This window comes from Flintibacter muris (genome assembly GCF_943192995.1).
In the GTDB taxonomy this organism is placed as follows: Bacteria; Bacillota; Clostridia; order Oscillospirales; family Oscillospiraceae; genus Lawsonibacter; species Lawsonibacter muris.
The window spans coordinates 252,346-274,854 of sequence record NZ_CALPCP010000002.1; the positions used below are offsets into that span (position 1 = coordinate 252,346).

The 22,509-nt window shown below is 58.7% G+C and carries 18 protein-coding genes; 12 read left to right on the forward strand and 6 right to left on the reverse strand.

All coding sequences use genetic code 11. The features are described from left to right. Window positions 1-62: 62 nt before the first annotated feature. Complete coding sequence (locus NFS22_RS03460; protein ID WP_251316367.1) at window positions 63-1,067, reverse strand: transglutaminase-like domain-containing protein; 1,005 nt, start codon at window positions 1,065-1,067, stop codon at window positions 63-65. Between the two features lie 342 nt (window positions 1,068-1,409). Here NFS22_RS03460 and NFS22_RS03465 point away from each other — a divergent pair, with 342 nt between their 5' ends. The 3 genes from NFS22_RS03465 (at window position 1,410) to glyA (ending at window position 5,016) form a co-directional block, all read left to right on the forward strand. Further along, on the forward strand, window positions 1,410-2,609 hold the full coding sequence (locus NFS22_RS03465; protein ID WP_251316368.1) for an AfsR/SARP family transcriptional regulator: 1,200 nt from the start codon (window positions 1,410-1,412) through the stop codon (window positions 2,607-2,609). A 175-nt stretch (window positions 2,610-2,784) separates the two neighbouring features. Further along, window positions 2,785-3,561 (forward strand): polysaccharide deacetylase family protein, encoded by a 777-nt coding sequence (locus tag NFS22_RS03470; protein ID WP_251316369.1) that lies wholly within the window; start codon window positions 2,785-2,787, stop codon window positions 3,559-3,561. Window positions 3,562-3,771: 210 nt separating this feature from the next. Continuing rightward, the gene (glyA, locus tag NFS22_RS03475) at window positions 3,772-5,016 is read left to right on the forward strand and encodes a serine hydroxymethyltransferase (protein WP_277614736.1); all 1,245 of its coding nucleotides are present in this window, start codon (window positions 3,772-3,774) and stop codon (window positions 5,014-5,016) included. Window positions 5,017-5,086: 70 nt separating this feature from the next. Here glyA and NFS22_RS03480 read toward each other — a convergent pair whose 3' ends face one another. The 5 genes from NFS22_RS03480 to NFS22_RS03500 all read right to left on the reverse strand — a co-directional run bounded on the left by NFS22_RS03480 (window position 5,087) and on the right by NFS22_RS03500 (window position 10,197). After that, window positions 5,087-5,476, reverse strand: coding sequence for a serine proteinase (locus NFS22_RS03480; RefSeq protein WP_251316370.1), 390 nt, complete (start codon window positions 5,474-5,476; stop codon window positions 5,087-5,089). Window positions 5,477-5,654: 178 nt separating this feature from the next. Further along, window positions 5,655-7,001 carry a uracil-xanthine permease family protein gene (locus tag NFS22_RS03485; RefSeq protein WP_251316371.1) on the reverse strand — a complete coding sequence of 449 codons (1,347 nt, stop codon included), beginning with the start codon at window positions 6,999-7,001 and terminating at the stop codon, window positions 5,655-5,657. 195 nt (window positions 7,002-7,196) lie between these two features. Then, the gene (locus NFS22_RS03490; protein ID WP_251316372.1) at window positions 7,197-7,859 is read right to left on the reverse strand and encodes a TIGR01906 family membrane protein; all 663 of its coding nucleotides are present in this window, start codon (window positions 7,857-7,859) and stop codon (window positions 7,197-7,199) included. An 80-nt stretch (window positions 7,860-7,939) separates the two neighbouring features. Then, complete coding sequence (locus tag NFS22_RS03495; RefSeq protein WP_251316373.1) at window positions 7,940-9,655, reverse strand: carbon starvation CstA family protein; 1,716 nt, start codon at window positions 9,653-9,655, stop codon at window positions 7,940-7,942. A 20-nt stretch (window positions 9,656-9,675) separates the two neighbouring features. After that, window positions 9,676-10,197, reverse strand: a complete 522-nt coding sequence (locus NFS22_RS03500) for a DUF8052 family protein (RefSeq protein WP_251316374.1) — start codon at window positions 10,195-10,197, stop codon at window positions 9,676-9,678. 455 nt (window positions 10,198-10,652) lie between these two features. Here NFS22_RS03500 and NFS22_RS03505 point away from each other — a divergent pair, with 455 nt between their 5' ends. The 9 genes from NFS22_RS03505 (at window position 10,653) to rfbA (ending at window position 22,467) form a co-directional block, all read left to right on the forward strand. Beyond that, window positions 10,653-12,698: an LTA synthase family protein gene (locus NFS22_RS03505; RefSeq protein WP_251316375.1), complete on the forward strand. Its 2,046-nt coding sequence runs from the start codon at window positions 10,653-10,655 to the stop codon at window positions 12,696-12,698. A gap of 668 nt (window positions 12,699-13,366) precedes the next feature. Next, window positions 13,367-15,070 (forward strand): flagellin N-terminal helical domain-containing protein, encoded by a 1,704-nt coding sequence (locus NFS22_RS03510; protein ID WP_251316376.1) that lies wholly within the window; start codon window positions 13,367-13,369, stop codon window positions 15,068-15,070. 96 nt (window positions 15,071-15,166) lie between these two features. Continuing rightward, window positions 15,167-17,191 carry a hypothetical protein gene (locus tag NFS22_RS03515; protein ID WP_251316377.1) on the forward strand — a complete coding sequence of 675 codons (2,025 nt, stop codon included), beginning with the start codon at window positions 15,167-15,169 and terminating at the stop codon, window positions 17,189-17,191. Between the two features lie 18 nt (window positions 17,192-17,209). Beyond that, window positions 17,210-17,713 (forward strand): adenylyl-sulfate kinase, encoded by a 504-nt coding sequence (locus NFS22_RS03520; protein ID WP_251316378.1) that lies wholly within the window; start codon window positions 17,210-17,212, stop codon window positions 17,711-17,713. An 11-nt stretch (window positions 17,714-17,724) separates the two neighbouring features. Then, complete coding sequence (locus NFS22_RS03525; protein ID WP_251316379.1) at window positions 17,725-18,435, forward strand: IspD/TarI family cytidylyltransferase; 711 nt, start codon at window positions 17,725-17,727, stop codon at window positions 18,433-18,435. A 6-nt stretch (window positions 18,436-18,441) separates the two neighbouring features. Continuing rightward, window positions 18,442-19,482 carry an NAD-dependent epimerase/dehydratase family protein gene (locus NFS22_RS03530; RefSeq protein WP_251316380.1) on the forward strand — a complete coding sequence of 347 codons (1,041 nt, stop codon included), beginning with the start codon at window positions 18,442-18,444 and terminating at the stop codon, window positions 19,480-19,482. Then, a complete protein-coding gene (locus tag NFS22_RS03535; protein WP_251316381.1) occupies window positions 19,483-20,295 on the forward strand; it encodes a PHP domain-containing protein in 813 nt (270 codons plus the stop codon). A gap of 169 nt (window positions 20,296-20,464) precedes the next feature. Continuing rightward, window positions 20,465-21,586 carry a DegT/DnrJ/EryC1/StrS family aminotransferase gene (locus NFS22_RS03540; RefSeq protein ID WP_251316382.1) on the forward strand — a complete coding sequence of 374 codons (1,122 nt, stop codon included), beginning with the start codon at window positions 20,465-20,467 and terminating at the stop codon, window positions 21,584-21,586. Continuing rightward, a complete protein-coding gene (gene rfbA / locus NFS22_RS03545; protein ID WP_251316383.1) occupies window positions 21,583-22,467 on the forward strand; it encodes a glucose-1-phosphate thymidylyltransferase RfbA in 885 nt (294 codons plus the stop codon). The genes NFS22_RS03540 and rfbA overlap by 4 nt, the downstream gene beginning before the upstream one ends. Window positions 22,468-22,509 lie beyond the last annotated feature (42 nt).

Genomic DNA, 22,509 nt, shown 5'->3' on the forward strand with positions numbered 1-22,509 from the left:
AAGCCCATTTTAATTCAAATCTGTCCGTTCGTAAAGAGGTTTTCCAATTTTTTATTTTCGGCTCAGTACAGATACTGTTCTTTGTAGTTGCTGCCGTCGCCGATATAGTTCATAATGGACTCGCTGCTCTTGCCCGAGGAGGCGAAGGTGGGGTCCATCCGCTGCCAGGCGCTGCCGTCAAAGAAAATGGCGCCGTCCACCCAGCCGGTTTCCTCCGACCAGACGTTGATCCAGGCGTGGTACTGCTTGCCGGCGTAACCTACAACCAGCTTGCAGGGGACGTTCAGGCTGCGGAGCATGCCGGTCATCAGGCTGGCGTAGTCAAAGCAGATGCCCTTCTTGGCGGCCAGCACATTGTCCAGCACAGGCAGATAGCCGCTCTTGACGGTCTTAGCCAGCACCTTGTCATAGGTCAGGTTGTTCACCACATAGTCGTAGATAATCTCCACCAGCTTCAGCGGGTCGGTCTCGGAACCAGCCAGCTCGGCGGCCTTGGCCACAGCGTTGGGGGCCACGCTGTAGTCTACATACTGGTTGGGCCGCAGGAAGGGGGCAAACTCGTTGGCCAGTGTCACCTTGAAGCTGGCGGACAGCAACTGGGCATAGGAGGTTTTCTGGGTATTCTCCAGTACGGTTACCGTATAGCTTCCGCTGCCGTCGGACAGGGGGAAGGTGGTCCACTCGCCCACAGGCAGGTCATAGGTGTACACCAGCTTGGGGGTGGGGCAGGTCACCTGTACCTTCAGCCGGGTCTTGGTGGTGCCGGTGAACTTGACCATCACATAGCCGTCTTTCACGTTGGAGTAGTCGATTACAGCCCGGCTGTTCTGCTTGGTCTGCTTGCCGGAGGCCACGGGCATGACCAGGTCGTTCAGCGCGGCGGGGGCGCCGGCCAGAGCCACCGCCTCATCCTCAATCTCAATCTCCTCCACGGAGACCCGGTCCAGATAAATGTCCTCCTCATTCACCCCGCCACTGGCGGCGGGGGCGCCGGCCTGAGCACAGCCGGTCAGCAGCAGGACCAGCGCAAGGCCCAAAGGAATCAATCGTTTCCAAAGCTTCATCATAAACACCTCATTTCAAACATAAGCGGTTTTACTATCTTTCACGTCCAGGAACGGGACGCAGCAAGGCTTTTCCCCTTGACGCTATGGTCAGTATAGCACAACCTAACTCAAATGTGAAGTACTTTTCTCAAAAAAACTTTCATCTTTTTTATTTTTGTATAACTTCCCCAAAATATGGGCAGGTCAACGCAGCCAGCTTCAAAATTGCGGTCCCTATTGCCGGAGTCGGCCTCCTGGCCGGCTTATTTGTCAAGATTTTGACGTTTGCTATAAAATATCCGTTGCATTTGCCGGAAAAATATGCTATATTTTGGAAAGAATTTATCTCCACAGAAAGGTCGGATGCTGTTGAACGCCACTGCTTTGGAAGTTTGCACTCTGGGCGGGTTCACCATCCGCCGGGGAGACAGGGAATTTAACGTCAGCGGTCGCTCCCGAAAGCTCTGCCTGCTGCTGGCCTTTCTCATTTCCCGGCGGGAGCGCCCTGTTCCCTATGAGGAGCTGATTGAACTGCTCTGGGATGAGGACGGCCGGGGAGCCAACTCCTTTAACGCGCTGAAGGGCATCCTTCACCGCGCCAGAGGCTGTCTGGACCAGCTGGAGAAGGGGGCCGGACGGACCCTGATCCTCAGCCGGGAGGGCGGCTGTCAGTGGAACGATCAAATTCCCCTCACCCTGGACTGTGAGCGCTTTCTCCAGCTCCTCCAGAACGCCGGGCAGGCCCAGCGGGAGGACCGGCGGCTCTCCCTCCAGTTGGATGCCCTGGCCCTCTACTGCGGGGATTTTCTCCCCGCCCTGTCCGGCTGTCCCTGGGCGGCGGAGCAGACCGAAATGCTTCACCGGCTTTATCTCCAGACCACGCTGGAGGTCCTGCCCCGGCTGGAGGCGGCGGGGCGCTGGGAACAGGCCGCCCAAACGGCAGGGAATGCACTCGCCCTGGAGCCCTGCCACGAGGAGCTGTGCCGCCAGCGGATGGAGGCCCTGCTCCGTCTGGAGCGTCAACGGGAGGCCATCCTGGTCTATGAGGCATTTCAGGACCGGCTGCTGAACCAGCTGGGGGTAATGCCCTCCGACCGGCTGCGGGAGCTCTACCGCCAGGCACACAGCCTTCACAACCCCCGGGCCATCTCCGCCGTCACCCTTTTAGAGCGCCTTCAGGAGCCCCCTCAGCCCGGAGCACTGCTGTGCGACTTTGATTTCTTCCGGGTAATCTGCCACTCCATGGCCCGAAGGGCCGGACGCAGCGGCGAACCGCTCCATATCGCCCTGCTCTCCCTCGCCGCACCGGAGGGCAGAGAGCTGGCCCGGCACAGCCTGGACCGGGCTATGGACAACCTCCAGGCCCTTATCCTGACGCAGCTGCGGCGAGGTGACGCCGCCGCCCGGTGCAGCATCTCCCAGTTCGTCCTGCTGCTGCCCCAGTCCGGGTACGAAAACAGCCGTATGGTCTGCCAGCGAATCGTCAGAGCCTTCGTCCGGCAATACCCCCACTCCCCTGTTGTTTTACAGTTCACTGTCCAGCCCGTCCCTGCCGGGTCCTGACCGGTATAGTAGGGGCGGCCACAGGCCGCCCCTGCAAGTGGCAGCAATTCCGACGATTGCTATAAAAAACACCTTCGCGCCTGGAATGTTCATGTTCCGGGCGCGTTTTTCATAGGATAGCATCGACAGCTGCCTCCTTACGGGGAGGCCGATCAAGGAAAAGGAAGTGCTGACTATGGCAAAAAAACGGGATCAGATCAGAATTTTTTTCATCGAACGAAGGTGGTGGACTGCGGCCGCCTGCCTCTGTCTGGCGGCGGTAATGTTCTATGTGGTCAACTACCCAGCCGCCGTGGGCGCCTCCGCCACCACGCGGCAGCTGCCCATCTACTGCGTCCAGCGGGACCAGAAGCTGGTGTCCATCAGCTTCGACGCCGCCTGGGGCAACGAGGACACCCAGCAGCTTATTGACATTCTGGGACAGTATCAGGTTCCGGCCACCTTTTTTGTGGTGGGCGAATGGGTGGATAAGTACCCTGAGTCGGTCAAGGCCCTCCACGACGCCGGCCATGAGGTGATGAACCACTCCAATACCCACGCCCACTATCCCCAGCTCTCCGCCGACGAGGTGGTAGCCGACCTGAACACCTGCAATGACAAGATCGAACAGGTCACCGGCGTGCGCCCCACCCTGGTCCGCCTGCCCTATGGCGACTACGACGACAATTCCATCAACGCCGTGCGCTCCATCGGTATGGAGCCGATCCAATGGGATGTGGACAGCCTGGACTGGAAGGATCTGGCCGCCGGGGAGATCATCCAGCGGGTGACCTCCAAGGTTCAGCCAGGGTCTATCGTCCTGTTCCACAACGCCGCCCTCCACACGCCCGAGGCCCTGCCCACCATTATCCAGACCCTTCTTCAAGAGGGCTACACCTTTGTGCCCATCTCCCAGATTATTCTTACCGGAACCTACACCATTGACCACACAGGACGGCAGTGTCCATCGTAAACCGGCCTGGCTGTATCCCCAAAAGCCTTGCGAATATCCTCCAAATATGTTACAATCCCCCTCATATAGTCAATACACTTAAAAAACGCAAGTGTTGTCTATAAAATCCCAAGCCAGCAGTCTGCGGCGGGAATTGCCCCAGAGCTCAAAAGAATCATTTTGGTTCTTTTGAAGCGCTTTGACTATTACAAATGAAAGCGAGGACCTCAAATGTTTCAAGATAACCTGGCCCTGGTTAAGGAGATGGACCCGGAAATCGGGAGGATGATCGATCTGGAATTTCAGCGGCAAAACCGGAATATTGAACTGATTGCCTCTGAAAATATTGTCAGCGAAGCTGTGATGGCGGCCATGGGGTCGGTGCTCACCAACAAATATGCCGAGGGCTACCCCGGCAAGCGGTATTACGGCGGCTGTGAAGACGTGGACCTGGTGGAGGAGGAGGCCATCCGCCGGGTATGCCGGCTGTTCGGCGCCTCCTATGCCAACGTGCAGCCCCACTCCGGGGCTCAGGCCAACATGGCGGTCTATCAGGCCCTCTGCCAGCCGGGCGATACAGTGCTGGGTATGAGCCTGGACAACGGCGGGCATCTGACCCACGGTTCCCCTGTAAACCAGTCCGGCCTGCTGTACAACATCATCCCCTACGGCGTGGACGGAGACGGTCTGATCGATTACGACGCTCTGGAAAAGCTGGCTCAGGAGAAAAAGCCCAAAATGATTATTGCCGGGGCCTCCGCCTACCCCCGGGCCATTGACTTTGCCCGCTTCGCCAATATTGCCAGGAGTGTGAGAGCCTACCTCTTTGTGGATATGGCCCACATTGCCGGCCTGGTGGCCGCGGGAGTTCACCAAAACCCGGTACCCTACGCCGACGTGGTCACCACTACCACCCACAAAACCCTGCGCGGCCCCCGGGGCGGTGTGATCCTCTGCCGGGACGAGGAGCTGGGCAAGAAATTCAACAAGGCCATCTTCCCCGGCACCCAGGGCGGGCCGCTGATGCATGTGATCGCCGCCAAGGCCGTGTGCTTTGGGGAGGCCCTCCAGCCCTCTTTCCGGGAATACGGCCAAAAGGTAATTGAAAACGCCCAGGCCCTGGCCCAGGGACTGCTGAAACGAAAGCTGAACCTGGTTTCCGGCGGCACGGACAACCACCTGATGCTGCTGGACCTGCGGGGGCTGGACGTCACCGGCAAGGAGCTGCAAAACCGGCTGGACGAGGTGTATATTACCGCCAACAAAAACGCCGTTCCCAATGAGCCCCGCAGTCCCTTCATCACATCCGGCCTGCGCCTGGGCACCCCCGCCGTCACCACCCGGGGCTTTGGCCCTGAGGAGATGGACCTGATCGCCGGCTGGATTGCCGATACCATTTTTGATTTTGAACACACCGCCCAGTCCGTGCGCCAGGGCGTCACCCAGCTGTGCGCCCGCTACCCGCTGTACCGCTGAATGTCTTATAGAAAAATGGAGAGGACTTTAAAAGTCCTCTCCATCCGCATTTTTACGATTTGAACATCAATCAGTCCTGCTTGTCTTCCTCCGCAGGCGCTTCCTCTGTGGGCTCGGCTGCTTCCACGGCCTCAACTTCCACATCTACATCCACAACCTCGGGCTCAGGGTCGCCGGGCTGCTTCAGCTCCGCAATCCGCTCGTTGTTGGTCTCAATCAGGGCCTTGGAGGCGGTAATCCGCTCACAGGCGGCGGCGTAGGCTCCGTCGGGGGCGGCGCCGTTTTCGGCGTAGTACAGCTTGCCCAGCTCAATATAGGCCTTCTTGATGGCGTCTTCCTCGGCCATATTGGCGGTTTTCAGCTTGGCAATCTCCGCCAGACGCTTGGACTGAGCCACGCCCGCCTGGGCCAGATCGGCAGCTCTGTCCTTCAGGGACTCAAAAGTGCTCTTAAAATCCATTACAGTAACCTCCTTAAAATTACGGTTCCCCGTTCGTTGCCTCTATTCTAGCTGATTTTCTCCCCGAGCGCAAGTGGCTTTATCTTTATTTAATGATTTTTTCATGAGAAGTATATTCCCTTTTTATGAAAGCGGGCCCCCGGCTGTACCGGAGGCCCGCTGATGCTGAAATTCACTTTTAATACCGTCCAAAGTCACCGGAGCGGCCCTTGGTTACGTCGGAGCCGAACTCATAGTCCTTGCCGGGGAGGATAGCGTTGAGGCCAATACCCGCGATCGCGGCAATGGCCAGGGAGGTAAGAGTGATGGAGGTGCCCCCCACGTTGAAGGTGAGGCCGGAGAACTCGTTGTTAAAGCCCCAGATTTTAAAGCCCAGGCCGCACACCATAATAACGGCGGCAATAATCAGGTTCCGGGAGTTGGTAAAGTCCACCCGGTTTTCCACCACGTTGCGCACACCGATGGCGGAGATCATGCCATAGAGGATGAAGGACACGCCGCCTATGATGGCGGTGGGGATTGAGTTGATGACGGCGGCGAATTTGGGGGAGAAGGAGAGCACCACAGCGTAGATGGCGGCCAGACGGACCACCTTGGGGTCGAAGACCCGGGACAGCTCCAGCACGCCGGTGTTCTCGCCGTAGGTGGTGTTGGCGGGACCGCCAAACAGGCCGGCGATCGCGGTGGCCACGCCGTCGCCGGTCAGGGTGCGGTGCAGACCGGGGTCCTCAATAAAGTTTTCCTCCACCGTGGCGGAGATGGCGGACATATCGCCAATGTGCTCCATCATGGCGGCAATGGCAATCGGGGCCATGACCAGGATGGAGGTGATATCAAATTTGGCCAGCACAAAGGGCTGGAGGCCCACGGAGTCAGCGGAGGCCACGCCGGAAAAGTCCACCTGATTTGTTATCAGCGCCACCGCATAGGGGATGAGCACTCCCAGGAGGATGGGAATGATCTTAACCATACCCTTGCCCCAGATATTGGCCGCCACAATGACGGCAATGGACAAAATGGCCAGCCACCAGCAGGTGGAGGCGTTATTGATAGCGCTGGGAGCCAGGGACAGCCCAATGAGGATAATGATAGGGCCGGTGACCACAGGAGGCAGAAAACGCATCACCTTGTGGACGCCCACCGCCTTAATCAGTCCGGCCAGCACCAGGTAGAGCAGTCCAGCCACCACAATGCCCCCCAGGGCGTAGGGCAGTTTCTCCTCGCCGGTCATGTTGGCGTAGATGCCGGAGTTCAGCTCCGCCACAGCGGCAAAGCCGCCCAGATAGGCGAAGGAGGAGCCCAGAAAGGCGGGCACCTTCCATTTGGTGCAGAAGTGGAAAAACAGGGTACCCAGGCCGGCAAAGAGCAGGGTGGTCTGGATGGACAGGGGCAGGCCGTAGCCCTGGACCAGGATGGGCACCAGAACAGTGGCCCCAAACATGGCAAACATGTGCTGCAAGCCCAGGATCAGCATCTTGGGCAGGCCCAGCTGCCTGGCGTCGCGGATGGGTTGGTTGTTGTTCATGTTGTTCTCCTTTCTCTCTCGCACGCATAAAAAAAGCAATCACCAATGTGATTGCCGTCACGAAATAGAAATACAGAGGCCGCCAAGGGCAGAATAAACGTACATCAGCGCAAACATGGCGTTCCCCTCCTTTTTTCTACCCGAAGTATCATATCAGAAACTGTCCCGCCGCGCAATTAGCAGTTTCCACAAAATTCAAGCCCGCCGTCTGCCCCTTCCTGTCCACAAATCAGCAGTGATGAGGGCAGCGCACCAAACCAGCAGCAGGACCAGAATCAAAATGGCGCAGTTGCGGAAAAAATCCTGGGGCAGAAAGAGGATAATAGGGTCGCTCCGCCAGTCGAAAATCCAGTTGTCCTTTCCCGGGAAAAACAGGGCATGGAAGATGACAAAGGCCCGGTCGAAGTCCAGGGCCGCCAGTCCGCCTACGGTCAGAAAGGAGGTTCCCAGCCCTGCCGCCGCCCACAGACCGGGTCCCCGGCCCAGAAAACGGTGGGGACGCATCTTCCTCATTTTACAAATGACCAGCACAGCCAGCAGCAATACCAGCGCGGCCCTCAACACCCGCAGATCCAGCAGGAACAGTCCCCGCACGTCGGCGAAGTGGTCCGCCCCGGACTGGGAGAAGGCCAGCACCCCGGCGGAGAAGTCCTTCCGCTTCCCCAGGCAGAAGTCCATCATCTCGTCGTAGGCGGTTTTGATCTCCTCCTCCGTCAGGCCATAGCCGGTTAAACCCATGGGGCCGATATGGGCGTAGTAAAAGCTCCGGCACAGCAGAGGGACGGCGACAGAGCCCGTGAGCACCACCAGGGCAATCAAAACGGACAGAATGACAGACAGGGGCTTGCTGGTTTTCATTAGATACCTCCAGATGTTTCAGAAAGCGGGCCCGGTATTCCAGGCCCGCTTTTTGCTCTGTTTGGATGGAACAGGGAAGTTTAGGCTTTCTTCTTGCCGCCGAAGATGACCCGGCAGCCTTCAATCGCCAGCACGATAGCCAGCACGAAGAGCAGGGTGCCCAGAATAGCCTGGGCGTAGGTGCCCCAGTCCACGCTCTCAGCGCCGACGGCGATCAGCTTCACCCGGGCGGTGACGGTCTGGAACAGGGAGCACAGGGTAACCACCAGCATAAACAGCATGGGGATGTAGAACATCTTGTTGTTCCGGCCAATGTTGCCCAGCCAGGCGCAGACGGTGAGCAGGGCCAAAGCGGCCAGCAGCTGGTTGGCAGCGCCGAACAGGGGCCAGATCTTGCCGTAGCCGGTCATACCCAGGCCAACGCCCAGCACCACGGTGATGGCGGTGGCCACCACGGGGTTGGTGAGGGTGGCGCGGAAGCCGCTGACATCCTTATAGGTCTCGCCGGGGGCCAGCCAGAACTCCTGGAACATATACCGGGCCAGACGGGTGGCGGTATCCAGGGAGGTCAGGCAGAAGGCGGACACGGTGAGCACCAGCAGGGCCTGAACGGTGGGCTGGGTAGCCTCCAGGCCGGGGATGCAGGCCACCATCCGGGACAGGCCGGTGGCGAAGACGGTGGTGGGGGTGCGCAGGCCGTCCAGGTACTCCTGCCAGATAAAGCCCACAGCGCACAGGGAGATCAGGGCCAGGGCGCACTCAATGAGCATGCCGCCGTAAGCGATAGGCTTGGCGTCCCGCTCGTGGTCCAGCTGCTTGGAGGTAGTGCCCGAGCCCACCAGGGAGTGGAAGCCGGAGATGGCGCCGCAGGCGATGGTGACAAACAGGGCGGGGAACATGGTGCCCAGAGAGGTGGTACTGATGGTGTCTACCCAGCCGGTGAAGGCGGGGATCTCCATGCTCAGGTTGTTGCCGGTGAGGCCGGCGCCTACCACGCCCACAAAGGCGATAATCATCATGCCGTAGAGCAGGAAGGAGGACAGGTAGTCACGGGGCTGGAGCAGAATCCACACCGGAGCCACCGAGGCAATGAGGATATACACGCCGATAATCCACATCCACACGTTGTTGCTCAGGTAGATGGGGTGGAAGTTCAGGCCAATAACCAGGCAGGCCACAATACCGATTACGCCCACCACAGTGGCCACGGACAAAGGCGCGCCCCGGCGGTACACGCACAGGCCGAAGATGATAGCCATCACGATAAACAGGATGGAAATCATGGCCACGGCGGCGTTGTCCTCGTTGTGAGCGCCGTCGGCAGTAAAGCCGTTGAAGGTGCCGGCCACAATGGAGGCAAAGGCGGCCACCACCAGCACCAGGGTCAGGTAAGAGAACACGATAAACAGCTTTTTGGCCCGCTCGCCAATGTTGGCGGCCACCACCTCGCCCAGGGTCTGGCCCTTGTGGCGGATGGAGGCGAACAGCGCGCCGTAGTCATGGACGGCGCCGAAGAAGATGCCGCCAACGAGGACCCACAGCACCACGGGGACCCAGCCGAAGACGGCCGCCTGGATGGGGCCGTTAATGGGGCCGGCGCCGGCGATGGAGGAAAAATGGTGTCCCATCAGGACGGGGGCTTTGGCAGGGACGTAGTCCATGCCGTCCTCCAGCTCATGAGCTGGAGTGGTCTTGCTGTCGTCCACGCCCCACTGCTTGGCCAGCCAGCCGCCGTAGAAGATGTAACCGGCGATCAGAATGGCGCAGCCGACTAAAAGTACCAGTACTGCATTCATTGATGATTTTTCTCCTCTCCTTAATGATTTGCAGGGATGATACGGCCCGTCAGCCGCTCCAGGTCCTTTTTCAGGGCCCTTCCGGCGCGGTTGACGGTCACTTCGCCGGTGGACAGGTCCACGGCGGCTATTCTAAACTCCATCCATCCATGGAGCGATAGCTTAAATTCCCGGCGCTTTTTCAGCTTTTTCAGCTGGTCCAGAGCGTCCGGCTGGGCGCTGTCGTACAGCACCACGGCGGTAAGGTAGGTATACATGTGCTGGGAGTGGGGGCGTACCCGGGGCTCGCCGTCGGCCAGGGTCCTTTGGAATATCTCCTCCACGGCGGCTCTGTCCAGCTCCCCCGCGTCCCACAGGTAGAGGTACTCGTGGTTCTCCGCCGCCCACAGCTCCGCCTTTTTCACCAGTACATACTGGCTGTCCCGGGTGTGGTAGGCGCACAGGGCCTTCAGGGCCGTGCCGTCGTTCACATCCTCCACGTCATAATAGGCGGCGTAGGCGTCTTTCAGCCCCTTCAGGACCTGTTCACTGAGCTGAGACACAGCGTTCCTCTCTTTCTCTCCCCTTCCCTTGGGGGGACTTTATGAATAAATTGTGAAGCACCATAATCATAGCAGATCATCCCATTTTTTTCAAGAAAAACCTTTGGTGTATCTATACAAAGAATGAAGCCCAACAAGTTGTTTTTTCACGCTAATGCATAGTACCGTGAAAGTGAAAAGCGCTCCGTTCGCAGATTGAACTGTAGGGGCGGCCACAGGCCGCCCCTACGAAGCTGGTGTCAGCAATTTTGTCGCTGCAGGGCGCGACGACCCCGGCGCGCCGTTTACAAAGGCTGCCAACCAGCGGCGGGCCGAGTCGTCCCGCCCTACAGATAAGGCGGATGTTCTAACATTGATTTTCCCGCGATTCAAACGGGGGTCCGTTGACAACCCTGTCCCAATCCAGTACAATAGTCCAGGCTTGATTTCCTTTTCCGATCAGGAGGTGAACATCTGTGGACAATGGAACAACCCCCTGGGCCAAATGGGGCCGGCTGGCCGCCCCCTCCCTGTTCCTGCTGGCGGTTATTTACTATGAGGAGCTGTTTTTAAAGCTCTACTGCTTCCGGTCCCTGACGGCGGCAGGGGCGGTCTTCACCTTTTTATTTACTCTGCCTGTGGCCCTGCTGCTGGGACTGCTGTGCGGCGGCGTGTCCCCCAGGCGGGGACGGGCCCTGCTGCCCCTGATTACCGCGCTGGTCTCTTTGTGGATTGGCGCTCAGCTGGTGTACTACCATCTGTTTAAAACTTTTCTTACCATTTATTCCCTGACCAAGATGGCCATGGTGGCCGGGGCCTTTGGCGACATGGCGGTGGGCCAGGTTTTTGCCAGCTGGTTCCCCATCTCCATGATGGCCGCGCCCTCCATCCTGGCCTGGATATTCCGGGGCAAGCTGATTCCGGACGGCTCTGACGCAGCCAGAGGGCTGCGTCCCCGTTGGGCGGCCATGGCCGCCGCGGTTCAGTTGGTGTCCATGGGACTGGTGCTGCTGTGCGGCGGCGGGGTGCTATCTCTGCGGTACATCTACTACCGCACCGCCTCCCCGGAGCTGGAGGTCCAAAACTTCGGCGTGTTCACCCAGACCCAGCTGGAGGTCAGGCGGGTACTCTTCGGCATCAAGCCGGACAGCACCGAGCTGGAGGATGAGCCGGAGCCCGACAAAGCTCCGCCCGATCTGGAGCCCACCCTCCCCCCGCCGGACGACGCTCCCCCCACCGGCAGCGTCTTTTCCCCGGAGGCAATCCCCGGCTACCACACCCTGCCTATCGACTTTGACTCCCTGATTGAGCAGGAGGAGGACGAGGGGCTGAAAAGCGCTCATCTGTGGTTCTCCCAGCGCGCCCCCACCCCGGAAAACCTGTGGACGGGCTACTTTGAGGGCAAAAATCTCATCTGGATTGTGGCGGAGGGCTTTTCCACCCTGGCCATGGACCCGGAGCGGACCCCCACGCTGTGGAAGCTGTCCCACCAGGGCTTTGTCTTTGACAACTTCTACACTCCGCTGTGGGGGGTGTCCACCTCTGACGGGGAGTACGTCACTACCACCGGCCTCATCCCCAAGTCTGGGGTGTGGAGTTACTCCCTGTCCTCAGAGAACTACATGCCTTTTGCCCTGGGCAGGCAGTTCCGCAAGGAGGGCTATCGCACCTTCGCCTTTCATGACTACCTTTATAATTATTACGACCGGGACAAGTCCCACCCCAACATGGGCTATGACTACTACGCCATCGGCCAAGGGCTGGAGCTGGAGGAGGTCTGGCCTCCCTCCGACCTGGAGATGATGGAAAAAATTGTCCCCATGTTTGTCGAGGAAGAAAAATTTATGGTCTACTGCCTCACCGTCAGCGGACATCTGACCTACACCCTGGACAGCAACGCCATGTCCCGGCGCCACTGGGACACGGTGGCCGGCCTTCCCTACAGCGAGGAGGTCCGGTGCTACCTGGCCTGCCAGATGGAACTGGAGCTGGCCATGAACAGCCTTCTCAGCCAGCTGGAGGCGGCGGGGAAGCTGGACGACACGGTGATCGTCCTGTCCGCCGACCACTACCCCTACGGTCTGACCGACGAGCAATACAGTGAGCTGCTGGGCCACGAGGTAGACCCGGTGTTTGAAATTTTCCAAAACACCCTTATCCTCTGGAGCGGCGACATGGAGGGCACCGCCGTCCATGTGAACAAATACTGCTCCAGCCTGGACGTGATGCCCACCCTGTCCAACCTGTTCGGCCTGGATTACGATTCCCGGCTTATCATGGGCTCGGACATCCTGTCCAGCACACAGCCTCTGGTCATCTTCGCCAACTACAGCTTTATCAATGGGGAGGGCTACTACGATTCCCTTCTGGACCAGTTCACCCGCTGGGACGGGGAGGAGCCCGACCTGGAGGAGGTGGCCGGAATGGTGGCCGAGGTGCAAAACCGGGTGGCCTACTCGGGTACGATTCTGGACTGCGACTACTACCAGCTGGTCCTGGAGTGGGCCGGGATGATCACATAGCGCAAGGACGCCCGCCGGGAGACCGGCAGGCGTCCTTGCTGCATAAAAGAAAGGGAAGGTATATGACAATATGATAAACCGTCTGCAAGACGGGAATCTTTGGTCTGCCGCGCCGGGGCGGACGCCCGCAGGGCGGCAGTAGGTGGCGTGGTTTACGCCGGAGGTTGGTAATATGTCCGGCATTTTCCGCGGCTTGCCGGACCGGGGGACAGCGGCTGCCGCCCCAGGAGGAAAACCAGATCAGTTCCTTGATCTGCCCATAGAATACCACACTGGCCTCCGCTAATCTTCACCAGACTTGGAACTTTTTGTGAAGAATGTGTGAAGAAGGCCGGGACGGTTTGAACCGGCCCTGGCAGCCAGAACCCTTACAGACAACATTTGCGGAGCGGGGGCGGATTTTAGGGGCGCTGAGCAGCAAAAAAATTAAAAAAATTTTCTAAACCCCCTTATCTTTCCGGAATTGGGGACGATAAAAGGTTAAGGACAACGGAAAAGGTCCTTAACCCCCTGATATTTCACCCGGTCCTAGGCCGGTTGGAATATAGTACCGCGCTGAAAATGTTGAGCATTGTGGCCACGTGCTCAACCATGGAAGGCGCAAAACAGATTTGTGCCGGAAGCAAGGATGCGATAAGGCACACTAAAATTTGAAAGGAGTCAATCCCATGCGTATTCAACACAATATTATGGCTATGAATGCCTACCGCAACTACAACAACAACGCCAGCAAGCTGTCCGGCAACCTGGAGAAGCTGTCCTCCGGCTACAAGATCAACCGCGCCGGTGACGATGCCGCCGGTCTGGCTATTTCCGAGAAGATGCGCGCCCAGATCACCGGTCTGGAAGCCGCTCAGAAGAACGTGAAGGACGGCATCTCCCTGGTGAAGACCGCTGAGGGCGCCATGCAGGAGATTCAGGACATGCTCAACCGCATGGACTACCTGGCCACCCAGTCCGCCAACGGCACCTATCAGGACGCGGTGGACCGTGAGAACCTCCAGAAAGAGGTTGACGCTCTGAAAGAGGAAATCAACCGTATCGCCGACAGCGCCAACTTCAACGGCATCCAGTTGCTGGACGGCACTCAGGCCGGTAGCACCACCAGCGCCATGGACGCCGGTGACCTGGTTTCTGTCACTGCCGTTAAGGACGCTGAGCAGCCCGCCAAAACCGGACAGAAGGGTGAGTACAGTGTTGACCTGAGCAACTTTGAGGGCAAGACCACCGGCACCAGCGTCACCATCAAGGTGGGCGGCAAGACCGTCGCCTCAGTGGCCGTTACCGGCGCTACCGCGAGCAAGCCCGCAACCGTTACCGCTGCCGACATCAAGGCTGGCACTATTGCGAGCACTGTGACAATCGGCACCACCAAGTTTGATGTTAAGCTGGAGGGCGACAAGATCAAACTGACGATGAAGTCCATTCCCAAGACTGACTTTACCACTGATATGAAGGTCACCACAAGTGGTCTTACAGGTTCCACAGCTGGTGCCGGTAACCAGGGTCTGCCTGAGGCTGTCACCGTTGAGAAGCCCGCCTATAAGGAGGCGAACAACGAGTACGCCCAGGGTAAATTTACTCTCACTTCTGACCAGATCAAGGACGGTGCCCAGATCCGCATCGGTCAGGACGTCTACACCTTCGCGGTTGGCAAGGACAGCACGGTGAAGGGCAACAACGTGATCGACCTGAAGCACATGAAGGAAGGCGACACCGATATCGAGAAGGAAGCGGCCCGCGTGCTGTCTTCTGTCGCCAGCGGCAACAAGTGGTTCAAGGTGACCAGCGATAACAGCACCGGCACTGTGTATCTGACCGAGAAGATGAACGAGAACCGCCCCTATAAGAACGACATGGTGGGCAAGAAGAATGCTGGCGCTGATACGGATGCCGACTGGAACGGCACCGGCGACGGCGCCGTGGCTATGGTGCGGTACAGCGCCACCGGCGGCCTGAGCGCCAGCAAGGATGGCGGTCTGACCCTCCAGATCGGCGACACCGCTGACAGCTTCAACCAGATGAGCGTTATCATCGGCGATATGCACACCTCCGCTCTGGGCATTGATCCTGTGGACATCGGCACCCAGACCGGCGCTCAGGATGCTATCAAGACCATCAAGGCCGCCATCAACAACGTGTCCTCCGTCCGTGGTGATCTGGGCGCTGTCCAGAACCGTCTGGAGCACACCGCCAACAACCTGTCCGTGATGGCCGAGAACATCCAGGACGCCGAGTCCACCATCCGCGACACCGACGTTGCCGAGGAAATGATGAGCTACGTCAAGAACAACATTCTGGTTCAGTCCGCCCAGGCCATGCTGGCCCAGGCCAACCAGGTGCCTCAGGGCGTGCTCCAGCTGCTGGGCTAATCCCTCAACGGCTGAAACATTATCTATACGCACAATTAAAAGGGGGCTGGGCCTGTGCCCGGCCCCCTTTTTGAGTGAAAAAAGGAGACTTCCGGAATGAGAACAGTAGAAATCGCGCGGCGGCTTGCCCAGTTAAATGAGACGGAACAGGCGTGCCAGGCCTATATTCTGGCCCTGCATGAGCTCGGCGGCGCGGACCCGGATACGGAGCTGGAGGCCGCCTTGTATATCCTGCAATTTGGCAGCGGGGAGAACTATAAAATCTCTTACACAGTTTTTCGTGACCTGTACAACGCGGGCTTTTGCAAAGAGGACATGTTACAGATTATGGACGGGGCCTTTTACACCCCGAATCTCAAGCTGATGCAGACGCGCTACCGGAAAAACTGCGCCCTGCTGGGGAAATACCCCTATATCTTCCGAAAGGACTTTTTGAAATTTGAGGACCTTCCCATCCGCTTTTACCCCTTTGATGACAACAGCTATACCCCCTTTTACGTGGAGGAGGAGCGGTTTGGCGACTATATAGACTTTAGAGAGCCGGTTATTAAGCACTATTTTTTCAATGACTTGGAAAATCCCATCCTGGCCAAGGATGTTTATTCACAATATGAACTGGAATACCTCCGGGACAACGTGCGCCGCAGTGAGGACGTGGCCCGGGAGAACCATATTTACCTGCACTACACCAGCTGGCGGGAGTTCTGCGCCTGCCTTGCCTGCCTGAATATAAAGCCCCTGCTGGAGGAGAAAAAAATTGTCTTCCTCTTTGAGGAGGAGATCGAGCAATACCCCATCGACTTTAAAGAGCGCTTCCGGATTGACTACAGCAAGCTGAATGTAAGACCCCTGGCCATTCGTGAAGTCACCCGGATGATCTGGCACGGACAGCTGAGCAGCCATAACGGCGGTGACCTGTTCAACGAGGTGTTCGACGCCCATCCCAACCTGATCGCCATGCCCTCCATCCTGATGTCGAATATAGAGGAGACCATTGAAGTGACCCGGAGGGAACTGGAGGAGAGCGGCAGCCTGGCCGAGGCCCAGCAGCGCCTCAGCTACTGGAACGACCCGAAGCTGATTGAGGAGCTCTACCACAACCGGGCCCGGACAGATAAGGATATTTTGATCGGTATGTACCTGTACCGAAAGGAGTACACAGGATTTTTAGACCCCAACTCCCGCATTGTCCCAGCCCTGTTTTTCCAGCCCCATTTCAGCAACATCATTTATTCCATGCGCTCAGACTCCAAGGGCCGCACTGTGCTGTACTCGGAGGAATACGAGACAATACGGACCTCGCCGGTGTTTTTGGGCTTTAAGTATATTAAGACCTTTCTGCCCATGCGCCGTCCCACCACCAGCCACGGCGGCACAGTGAAGTTTATGGACGGCATGGCCGCCTATGAAAATGAACACAGGAATGAGGACGGCGTGACAACAGTGGCCACCGACGCCGTCTCAGAACGGGTGATGAACCGCAGCTTTATGGTGGACAAGCAGGACCGCATTTGCCGTGACAGCGTAATCGTCCGCTTTGAGGACGGCAAGCTTAATCCCACAGCGACCTTCACCGCCCTGGCCGCCTTCCTGGACCTACCCTATACCCAGACCATGACTAAATGCACAGACTGCGGCAAAGAGGCGATTGTACCCGGTAAGGCCACAGGGTTTGACCCGGTGACTGTCTATAAAACCTATGACGAGTATGTCAATGACAAAGAGCGCATTTTTATCGAGTTTTTCCTCCGGGACGCCTACCAGTATTATGGCTATGATTTTCACTACTATGACGGAAAGCCGATGGACAAAGAACAGGTGGACGAGCTGCTGAAGGGCTTTGACACCATAGACAGCTATATTCGAAAAACCTGGCGGCTGGCAGTGGCCCGAACAGAGGTCTGGCAGGACGGCGTGCTTGTTGAGGACGAGAAAGTCCGGGATGAGGTACACGAACAGATGGTGGACAACTATATACAGCGCGTTTGGGAAAGCCGGCGGAAGATGGCGGATGTCCTGATGAATGATCTGCGCTTTGTGGGCAAAAACGGCCAGCCCCTGCACATGATGCCTCTGCTGAAACCCAGCCCCGAGCTGCTGGAGCAGCCGCTGTACCACTAGAGAAGGGAATCAATACATATGAGCGAAAAGGGAACTGTCTACTTTTTCACCGGCCTGGCCGGCGCGGGCAAAACCACCATCGGCGGGCTGTTTTACCAGCGGCTGAAGGCGCAGAAGTCCAACGTCTTTCTGGCCGACGGCGACCAGACCCGAAGCATTTTTGGCCGTTCAGGCTACTCCACCGAGGCCCGTCTGGACGCGGCCCGGCGGGGCTTCCGCCTGTGGCGGGAGCTGGCCGAGCAGGGAATCGACGTGGTGGTGTGCAGCATTGCCATGTATCAGGAGATCCAGCGCTGGAACCGGGAAAACATTGAAAACTATAAGGAAATCTACATCAAGGTGACCCGGGAGACCCTGTATCGCCGGGACCAGAAGCAGCTGTACTCCTCCGGACGGAAGGAAGTGGTGGGGGTGGACCTGCCCTATGATGAGCCCCAGGACGCCGACGTGGTGGTCCAGAACGACGGCCAGGAGACCCCAGAGGAGATCGTATCCCGGCTCAGGGGCATGTTTGGACTGTAAAGGAGCGGCTTATGAACATTGCCTTGATTATCGCCGGCGGCAGCGGGCAGCGGATGCAGCAGGAGATTCCCAAGCAGTTTCTGAATGTGAACGACAAGCCGGTTATTATCTATACCCTGGAGGCGTTCCAGTCCCACCCGGATATCGACAAAATCGGAGTGGTCTGCCTGGACGGCTGGTACGACATCCTGCGGGCCTATGCTAGGCAGTATGGGATCGACAAGCTGGAATGGATTGCCCCCGGCGGAGAAAACGGACAGGCCTCCATCCGCAGCGGCGTTTTTGAGGCGGAACGGCGGTACGCGGGGGACGATATCATCCTGGTCCACGACGCGATCCGCCCCATGGTGTCCCAGGAGATCATCTCAGACTGTATCGTGCAGTGCAAAAAGCACGGCTCCGCCATTGTGGTCACCCCCTGCAACACAGTTGTGCTCAGACGCACAACGGAGGAGAGCTCCCAGGAGGTGGTTCTCCGGGAAGAGCTGGCTGTAACCCAGACACCTCAGGCTTTCCCCATCAAGCGCCTGGCCGACGCCCACCGGAAGGCGCTGGAGCTGGGGATCACCAACTCCATTGCCAGCTGCACCCTGATGGTGGAGCTGGGGGAAGAAATATTTTTCTCTATTGGTGCGGAGACCAACATCAAATTGACTACGCCGGATGATCTGAAGATATTTAAGGCGCTGCTGGCGCTCAGAGATGCCGGTGCCCGGACTTGAGAAGCTATGAGACTTGTTGAAAACCAGCGATATGCCGCCTCCCTTGCCCGCGCGCTGTCCGGCCTGGAGCTGTCACCCTTGCAGGGGAGGCGGGTTCTGGTTGCCGGGGCCGCAGGGATGCTGGGGAGCTGCGTGGTGGACCTGCTGCGCAGCTATGGACAGTGCGAAATAATTGCCATGGGGAGAAATGCGTCTGCCCTTGAGGAGCGGTTCGGCCCGGCGGATGATACATACTCCTTCTGCCGGCAGGATGTGTCAGAGCCTGTAACACAGGGCCTGGGAGATGTGGACTATATCATCCACGCCGCCAGCAACGCGGACCCGGTGCGTATGGCAAAAGACCCGGCAGGGACTTTGATGGCCAACGTGCAGGGGACAAAAAATCTGCTGGACTATGGCCTGTCCCACGGGATGAGACGCTTTTTGTTTGTCTCCTCCGGGGAGGCATATGGCCGGCCCAACGCCAATATGGACGATTTTACCGAGGACTACTGCGGTCCTCTGGACCTGTCCGGTCCCCGCAGCTGTTATCCCGAGGGGAAGCGGGCGGCGGAGGTGCTGTGCCAGAGCTATATCAGCCAGTTTGGGGCGGATGCGGCGGTTGTGCGGCCCTGCCACCTGTTTGGACCGACCATGGCCCGGGGGGACAGCCGGGCGGTCTCTGAGTTTCTTCGGAGCGCAGCGGAGGGCCGGGATATTGTGATGAAGAGCGCAGGTCTGATGGAGCGCTCCCACTGTTATGTGGTAGACGCCGCCCAGGCGCTGCTGGCTGTGCTGACGCAGGGGGAGCGGGGCAGGGGATACAACGTTGCGGACAGGCGGTATCAGATGCGGATCTGTGATTTTGCCAGGCGGGCAGCCCAGGCGGGCGGCTGTCAGGTGATTTTTAAGGAGCCCAGTGAACTGGAGCGGGCCGGCTATTCCAAGGTCAGCCGGGCGGTGCTGGATGCCTCCCGGCTGGAGGCGCTGGGCTGGCGACCTCAGACGGAGGAAGCGATTACGCAGACCGTTGCAATTCTCAGAGAAAGTAAGAGAAGTGAGCCATAAATGCGAATTGTTGATTTACACACCCACAGTACGGCCTCAGACGGACAGTACGCCCCGGAGGAGGTAGTCCGCCAGGCAAAGGAGCGGGGGCTGGAGGTGCTGGCCCTCACGGACCACGACACTCTGGACGGTGTGGAGGAGGCGGTCAGGGCCGGGGAGCGCTTGGGACTCAAGGTGCTCCGGGGCATTGAGATCGGTGCGGCGGAGTATGAAAACCTGCACATTCTGGGCTACAACGTCTCCTCTGAGGCCCCGAAGCTGACGGAACTGTGCAGAAAATTCAAGGCGGGGCGGGATGCGCGAAGCTTCCGGATTTTGAACTATCTGCATGAAAACGGCTTTGAGCTGACCCTGGAGGAGGTAGAGGCGTTGGCCGGGGGGAGCATCATTGGCCGGCCCCACTTCGCGCAGGCCATGGTCCGCCGGGGCTATGTGAGCAGCAACCGGGAGGCCTTTGACCGCTGGCTGGACACGGAGGACTACCACCAAAAGGTGAAGCGGTTCAAGGCGGAGGCGAAAATCTGTCTGAAGGCCATCAAGGCCGCCGGCGGCAAGGCGTCCCTGGCACACCCCTACCAGGTCGGCCTGGAGGACGGGGCGCTGGAGGAGCTGGTCGCCCAGCTCAAGGAGGACGGCCTGGACGCCATTGAGTGCTACTATCCCCGGCATACAACCGAGCAGACGGCCTTCTATCTCCGCCTGGCGAAGAAATACAATCTGCACATAACCGGCGGCAGCGACTTTCACGGTGAGAAGGTAAAGCCGGATATTCAGCTGGCGGCCTGGGAGCTGGAGCTGGATTGGCTTTTATAACAAGCCTTAAAATGGTTGATGTCAGAGCAGTAGGGGCGGCCTGTGGCCGCCCGCGGAAAAGAATAGGCCTGTCTGTTGCAGACGGGCGGCCGCAGGCCGCCCCTGCATATGGCAGCGAATTTGATGGCCGCTATAAATGCCTGAAAACACAACGAAAGGAGGGGACAGAATGGAAACCATCAATGTGACCCGCTCCTCCATGCCCCCCTTTGAGGAGTACTGCGAAGAGATTAAAGAGCTGTGGGACAGCCGCTGGCTGACCAACGTGGGAGCCAAACACCGGCAGCTGCAAGAAAAGCTGACGGAGTATCTGGACGCCCCTCATATGGATATTTTGACCAACGGACACCTGTCCCTTGAGCTCTCGCTTCAAGCGCTGGAGCTTGAGGGAGAGGTGATTACCACGCCCTTTACCTTTGCCTCTACCACCCAGGCGATTGTACGAAACGGCCTGACACCGGTGTTTTGTGATGTGGACCCAATTACCCTGACCCTGGACCCGGCGAAGATTGAGCCGCTGATTACCGAGCGGACCTGCGCCATTGTGCCCGTCCATGTCTATGGAAATTTCTGTGATGTGGAGGCTATTGGAGAGATTGCACGAAAGCACAGCTTAAAGGTGCTGTACGATGCCGCCCATGCCTTCGGCGCCCGGTACAGAGACCGGGGGGCGGGGGCATACGGCGACGTATCCTGCTTCAGCTTCCATGCCACCAAGGTGTTCCACACCCTGGAGGGGGGCGGCTCCTGCTTTCAGGACGGGGCCTTTGGTAAGCGGCTGGCCCGGCTGAAAAATTTCGGCCTCAACGACCCGGAGACGGCGACGGCTTGGGGCGGAAACGCCAAGCTGGACGAGTTCCGGGCGGCCATGGGCCTGTGCAACCTGCGGCATGTGGAGGAGGAGATCGAAAAGCGGGGCAGGGCGGAGGCGCGCTACCGGGAACATCTGGAGGGCGTCCCCGGTCTGAGACTGAAAGCTGTCCAGCCGGAGGTCCAGCCCAACCATATCTATTTTCCCGTCCTTTTTGATGAAGAAGTCTTCGGCGTGAGCCGGGACCGGGTCCGGGACGCCCTGGGGGAACAGGGAATTTCTGCCCGGAAATACTTCTACCCCCTGACCAGCACCTTCCCCTGCTATCAGGGACGGTTTGACCCGGGAATTACCCCCATTGCCCTGGAGGCCAGCCGTCAGGTGCTGTGCCTGCCCATGTATGGGGAGCTGTCCGGAGAGACGGTGGACCGCATCTGTGATGTGATTTTGAACTGTCCAAAGCGGGGAGGGGCGCCATGAAAGGGATCATCCTGGCCGGGGGCTCCGGCACGCGGCTCTACCCGCTGACGGCAGTGGTGTCCAAGCAGCTGCTGCCCGTATACGACAAACCTATGATTTACTACCCCCTGTCCACCCTGATGCTGGCCGGCATCCGGGACATTCTGCTGATCTCCACCCCGGAGGACCTGCCCAGGTTCCGGGAGCTGCTGGGGGACGGGGGCCATTTCGGCATCCGCCTGTCCTACGCGGAACAGCCCCACCCGGAGGGGCTGGCCCAGGCCTTTCTTATTGGGGAGGAATTTTTGGGTGGCGAGCCCTGCGCCATGGTGCTGGGGGACAACATTTTTTATGGCGGCTGGTTTCGCAGAGGGCTGCGTGTGGCGGTGGAAAACGCCCGGAATGGAAAGGCCACCATTTTCGGCTACTACGTCCGGGACCCGGAGCGGTTCGGTGTGGTGGAGTTTGACCAGAATTACCGCATCCTCTCTCTGGAGGAGAAGCCGGAGCGGCCCAAGTCCAACTACTGCGTCACCGGCCTGTATTTTTACGACGGCCGGGCACCGGAGTTGGCCAAAAAACTGAAGCCTTCCGCCCGGAGGGAGCTGGAGATTACCGATCTGAACCGGATGTACCTGGAGGAAGACCGGCTGCGGGTCCAGGTGTTGGGCAGGGGCTTTGCCTGGATGGACACCGGCACGGTGGAAAGCTTGATGCAGGCCGCCGTGTTTGTAGAGGCGGTGCAGAACCGGCAAGGGGTGGTCATCTCCGCGCCGGAGGAGATCGCCTATCAGGCCAAGTGGATTGGTCAGGGGGAGCTGCGGAAGGCCGCCGCGCTGTATGGGAAGTCGCCCTACGGGGAGCACCTGCTGCGGGTGGCGGAGAACAGATTCTCCTATTAAAAGGTCCTTGCTTTCGGTCCAAAGAGCGGAAAGCAAGAAAGG

What these genes read in the sequence shown, in the direction of transcription:
- NFS22_RS03460 (WP_251316367.1), bottom strand. Translation starts at nt 1,067, where the DNA reads ATGATGAAGCTTTGGAAACGATTGATTCCTTTGGGCCTTGCGCTGGTC.
- NFS22_RS03465 (WP_251316368.1), top strand. Translation starts at nt 1,410, where the DNA reads ATGCTGTTGAACGCCACTGCTTTGGAAGTTTGCACTCTGGGCGGGTTC.
- NFS22_RS03470 (WP_251316369.1), top strand. Translation starts at nt 2,785, where the DNA reads ATGGCAAAAAAACGGGATCAGATCAGAATTTTTTTCATCGAACGAAGG.
- glyA (WP_277614736.1), top strand. Translation starts at nt 3,772, where the DNA reads ATGTTTCAAGATAACCTGGCCCTGGTTAAGGAGATGGACCCGGAAATC.
- NFS22_RS03480 (WP_251316370.1), bottom strand. Translation starts at nt 5,476, where the DNA reads ATGGATTTTAAGAGCACTTTTGAGTCCCTGAAGGACAGAGCTGCCGAT.
- NFS22_RS03485 (WP_251316371.1), bottom strand. Translation starts at nt 7,001, where the DNA reads ATGAACAACAACCAACCCATCCGCGACGCCAGGCAGCTGGGCCTGCCC.
- NFS22_RS03490 (WP_251316372.1), bottom strand. Translation starts at nt 7,859, where the DNA reads ATGAAAACCAGCAAGCCCCTGTCTGTCATTCTGTCCGTTTTGATTGCC.
- NFS22_RS03495 (WP_251316373.1), bottom strand. Translation starts at nt 9,655, where the DNA reads ATGAATGCAGTACTGGTACTTTTAGTCGGCTGCGCCATTCTGATCGCC.
- NFS22_RS03510 (WP_251316376.1), top strand. Translation starts at nt 13,367, where the DNA reads ATGCGTATTCAACACAATATTATGGCTATGAATGCCTACCGCAACTAC.
- NFS22_RS03515 (WP_251316377.1), top strand. Translation starts at nt 15,167, where the DNA reads ATGAGAACAGTAGAAATCGCGCGGCGGCTTGCCCAGTTAAATGAGACG.
- NFS22_RS03520 (WP_251316378.1), top strand. Translation starts at nt 17,210, where the DNA reads ATGAGCGAAAAGGGAACTGTCTACTTTTTCACCGGCCTGGCCGGCGCG.
- NFS22_RS03525 (WP_251316379.1), top strand. Translation starts at nt 17,725, where the DNA reads ATGAACATTGCCTTGATTATCGCCGGCGGCAGCGGGCAGCGGATGCAG.
- NFS22_RS03530 (WP_251316380.1), top strand. Translation starts at nt 18,442, where the DNA reads ATGAGACTTGTTGAAAACCAGCGATATGCCGCCTCCCTTGCCCGCGCG.
- NFS22_RS03535 (WP_251316381.1), top strand. Translation starts at nt 19,483, where the DNA reads ATGCGAATTGTTGATTTACACACCCACAGTACGGCCTCAGACGGACAG.
- NFS22_RS03540 (WP_251316382.1), top strand. Translation starts at nt 20,465, where the DNA reads ATGGAAACCATCAATGTGACCCGCTCCTCCATGCCCCCCTTTGAGGAG.
- rfbA (WP_251316383.1), top strand. Translation starts at nt 21,583, where the DNA reads ATGAAAGGGATCATCCTGGCCGGGGGCTCCGGCACGCGGCTCTACCCG.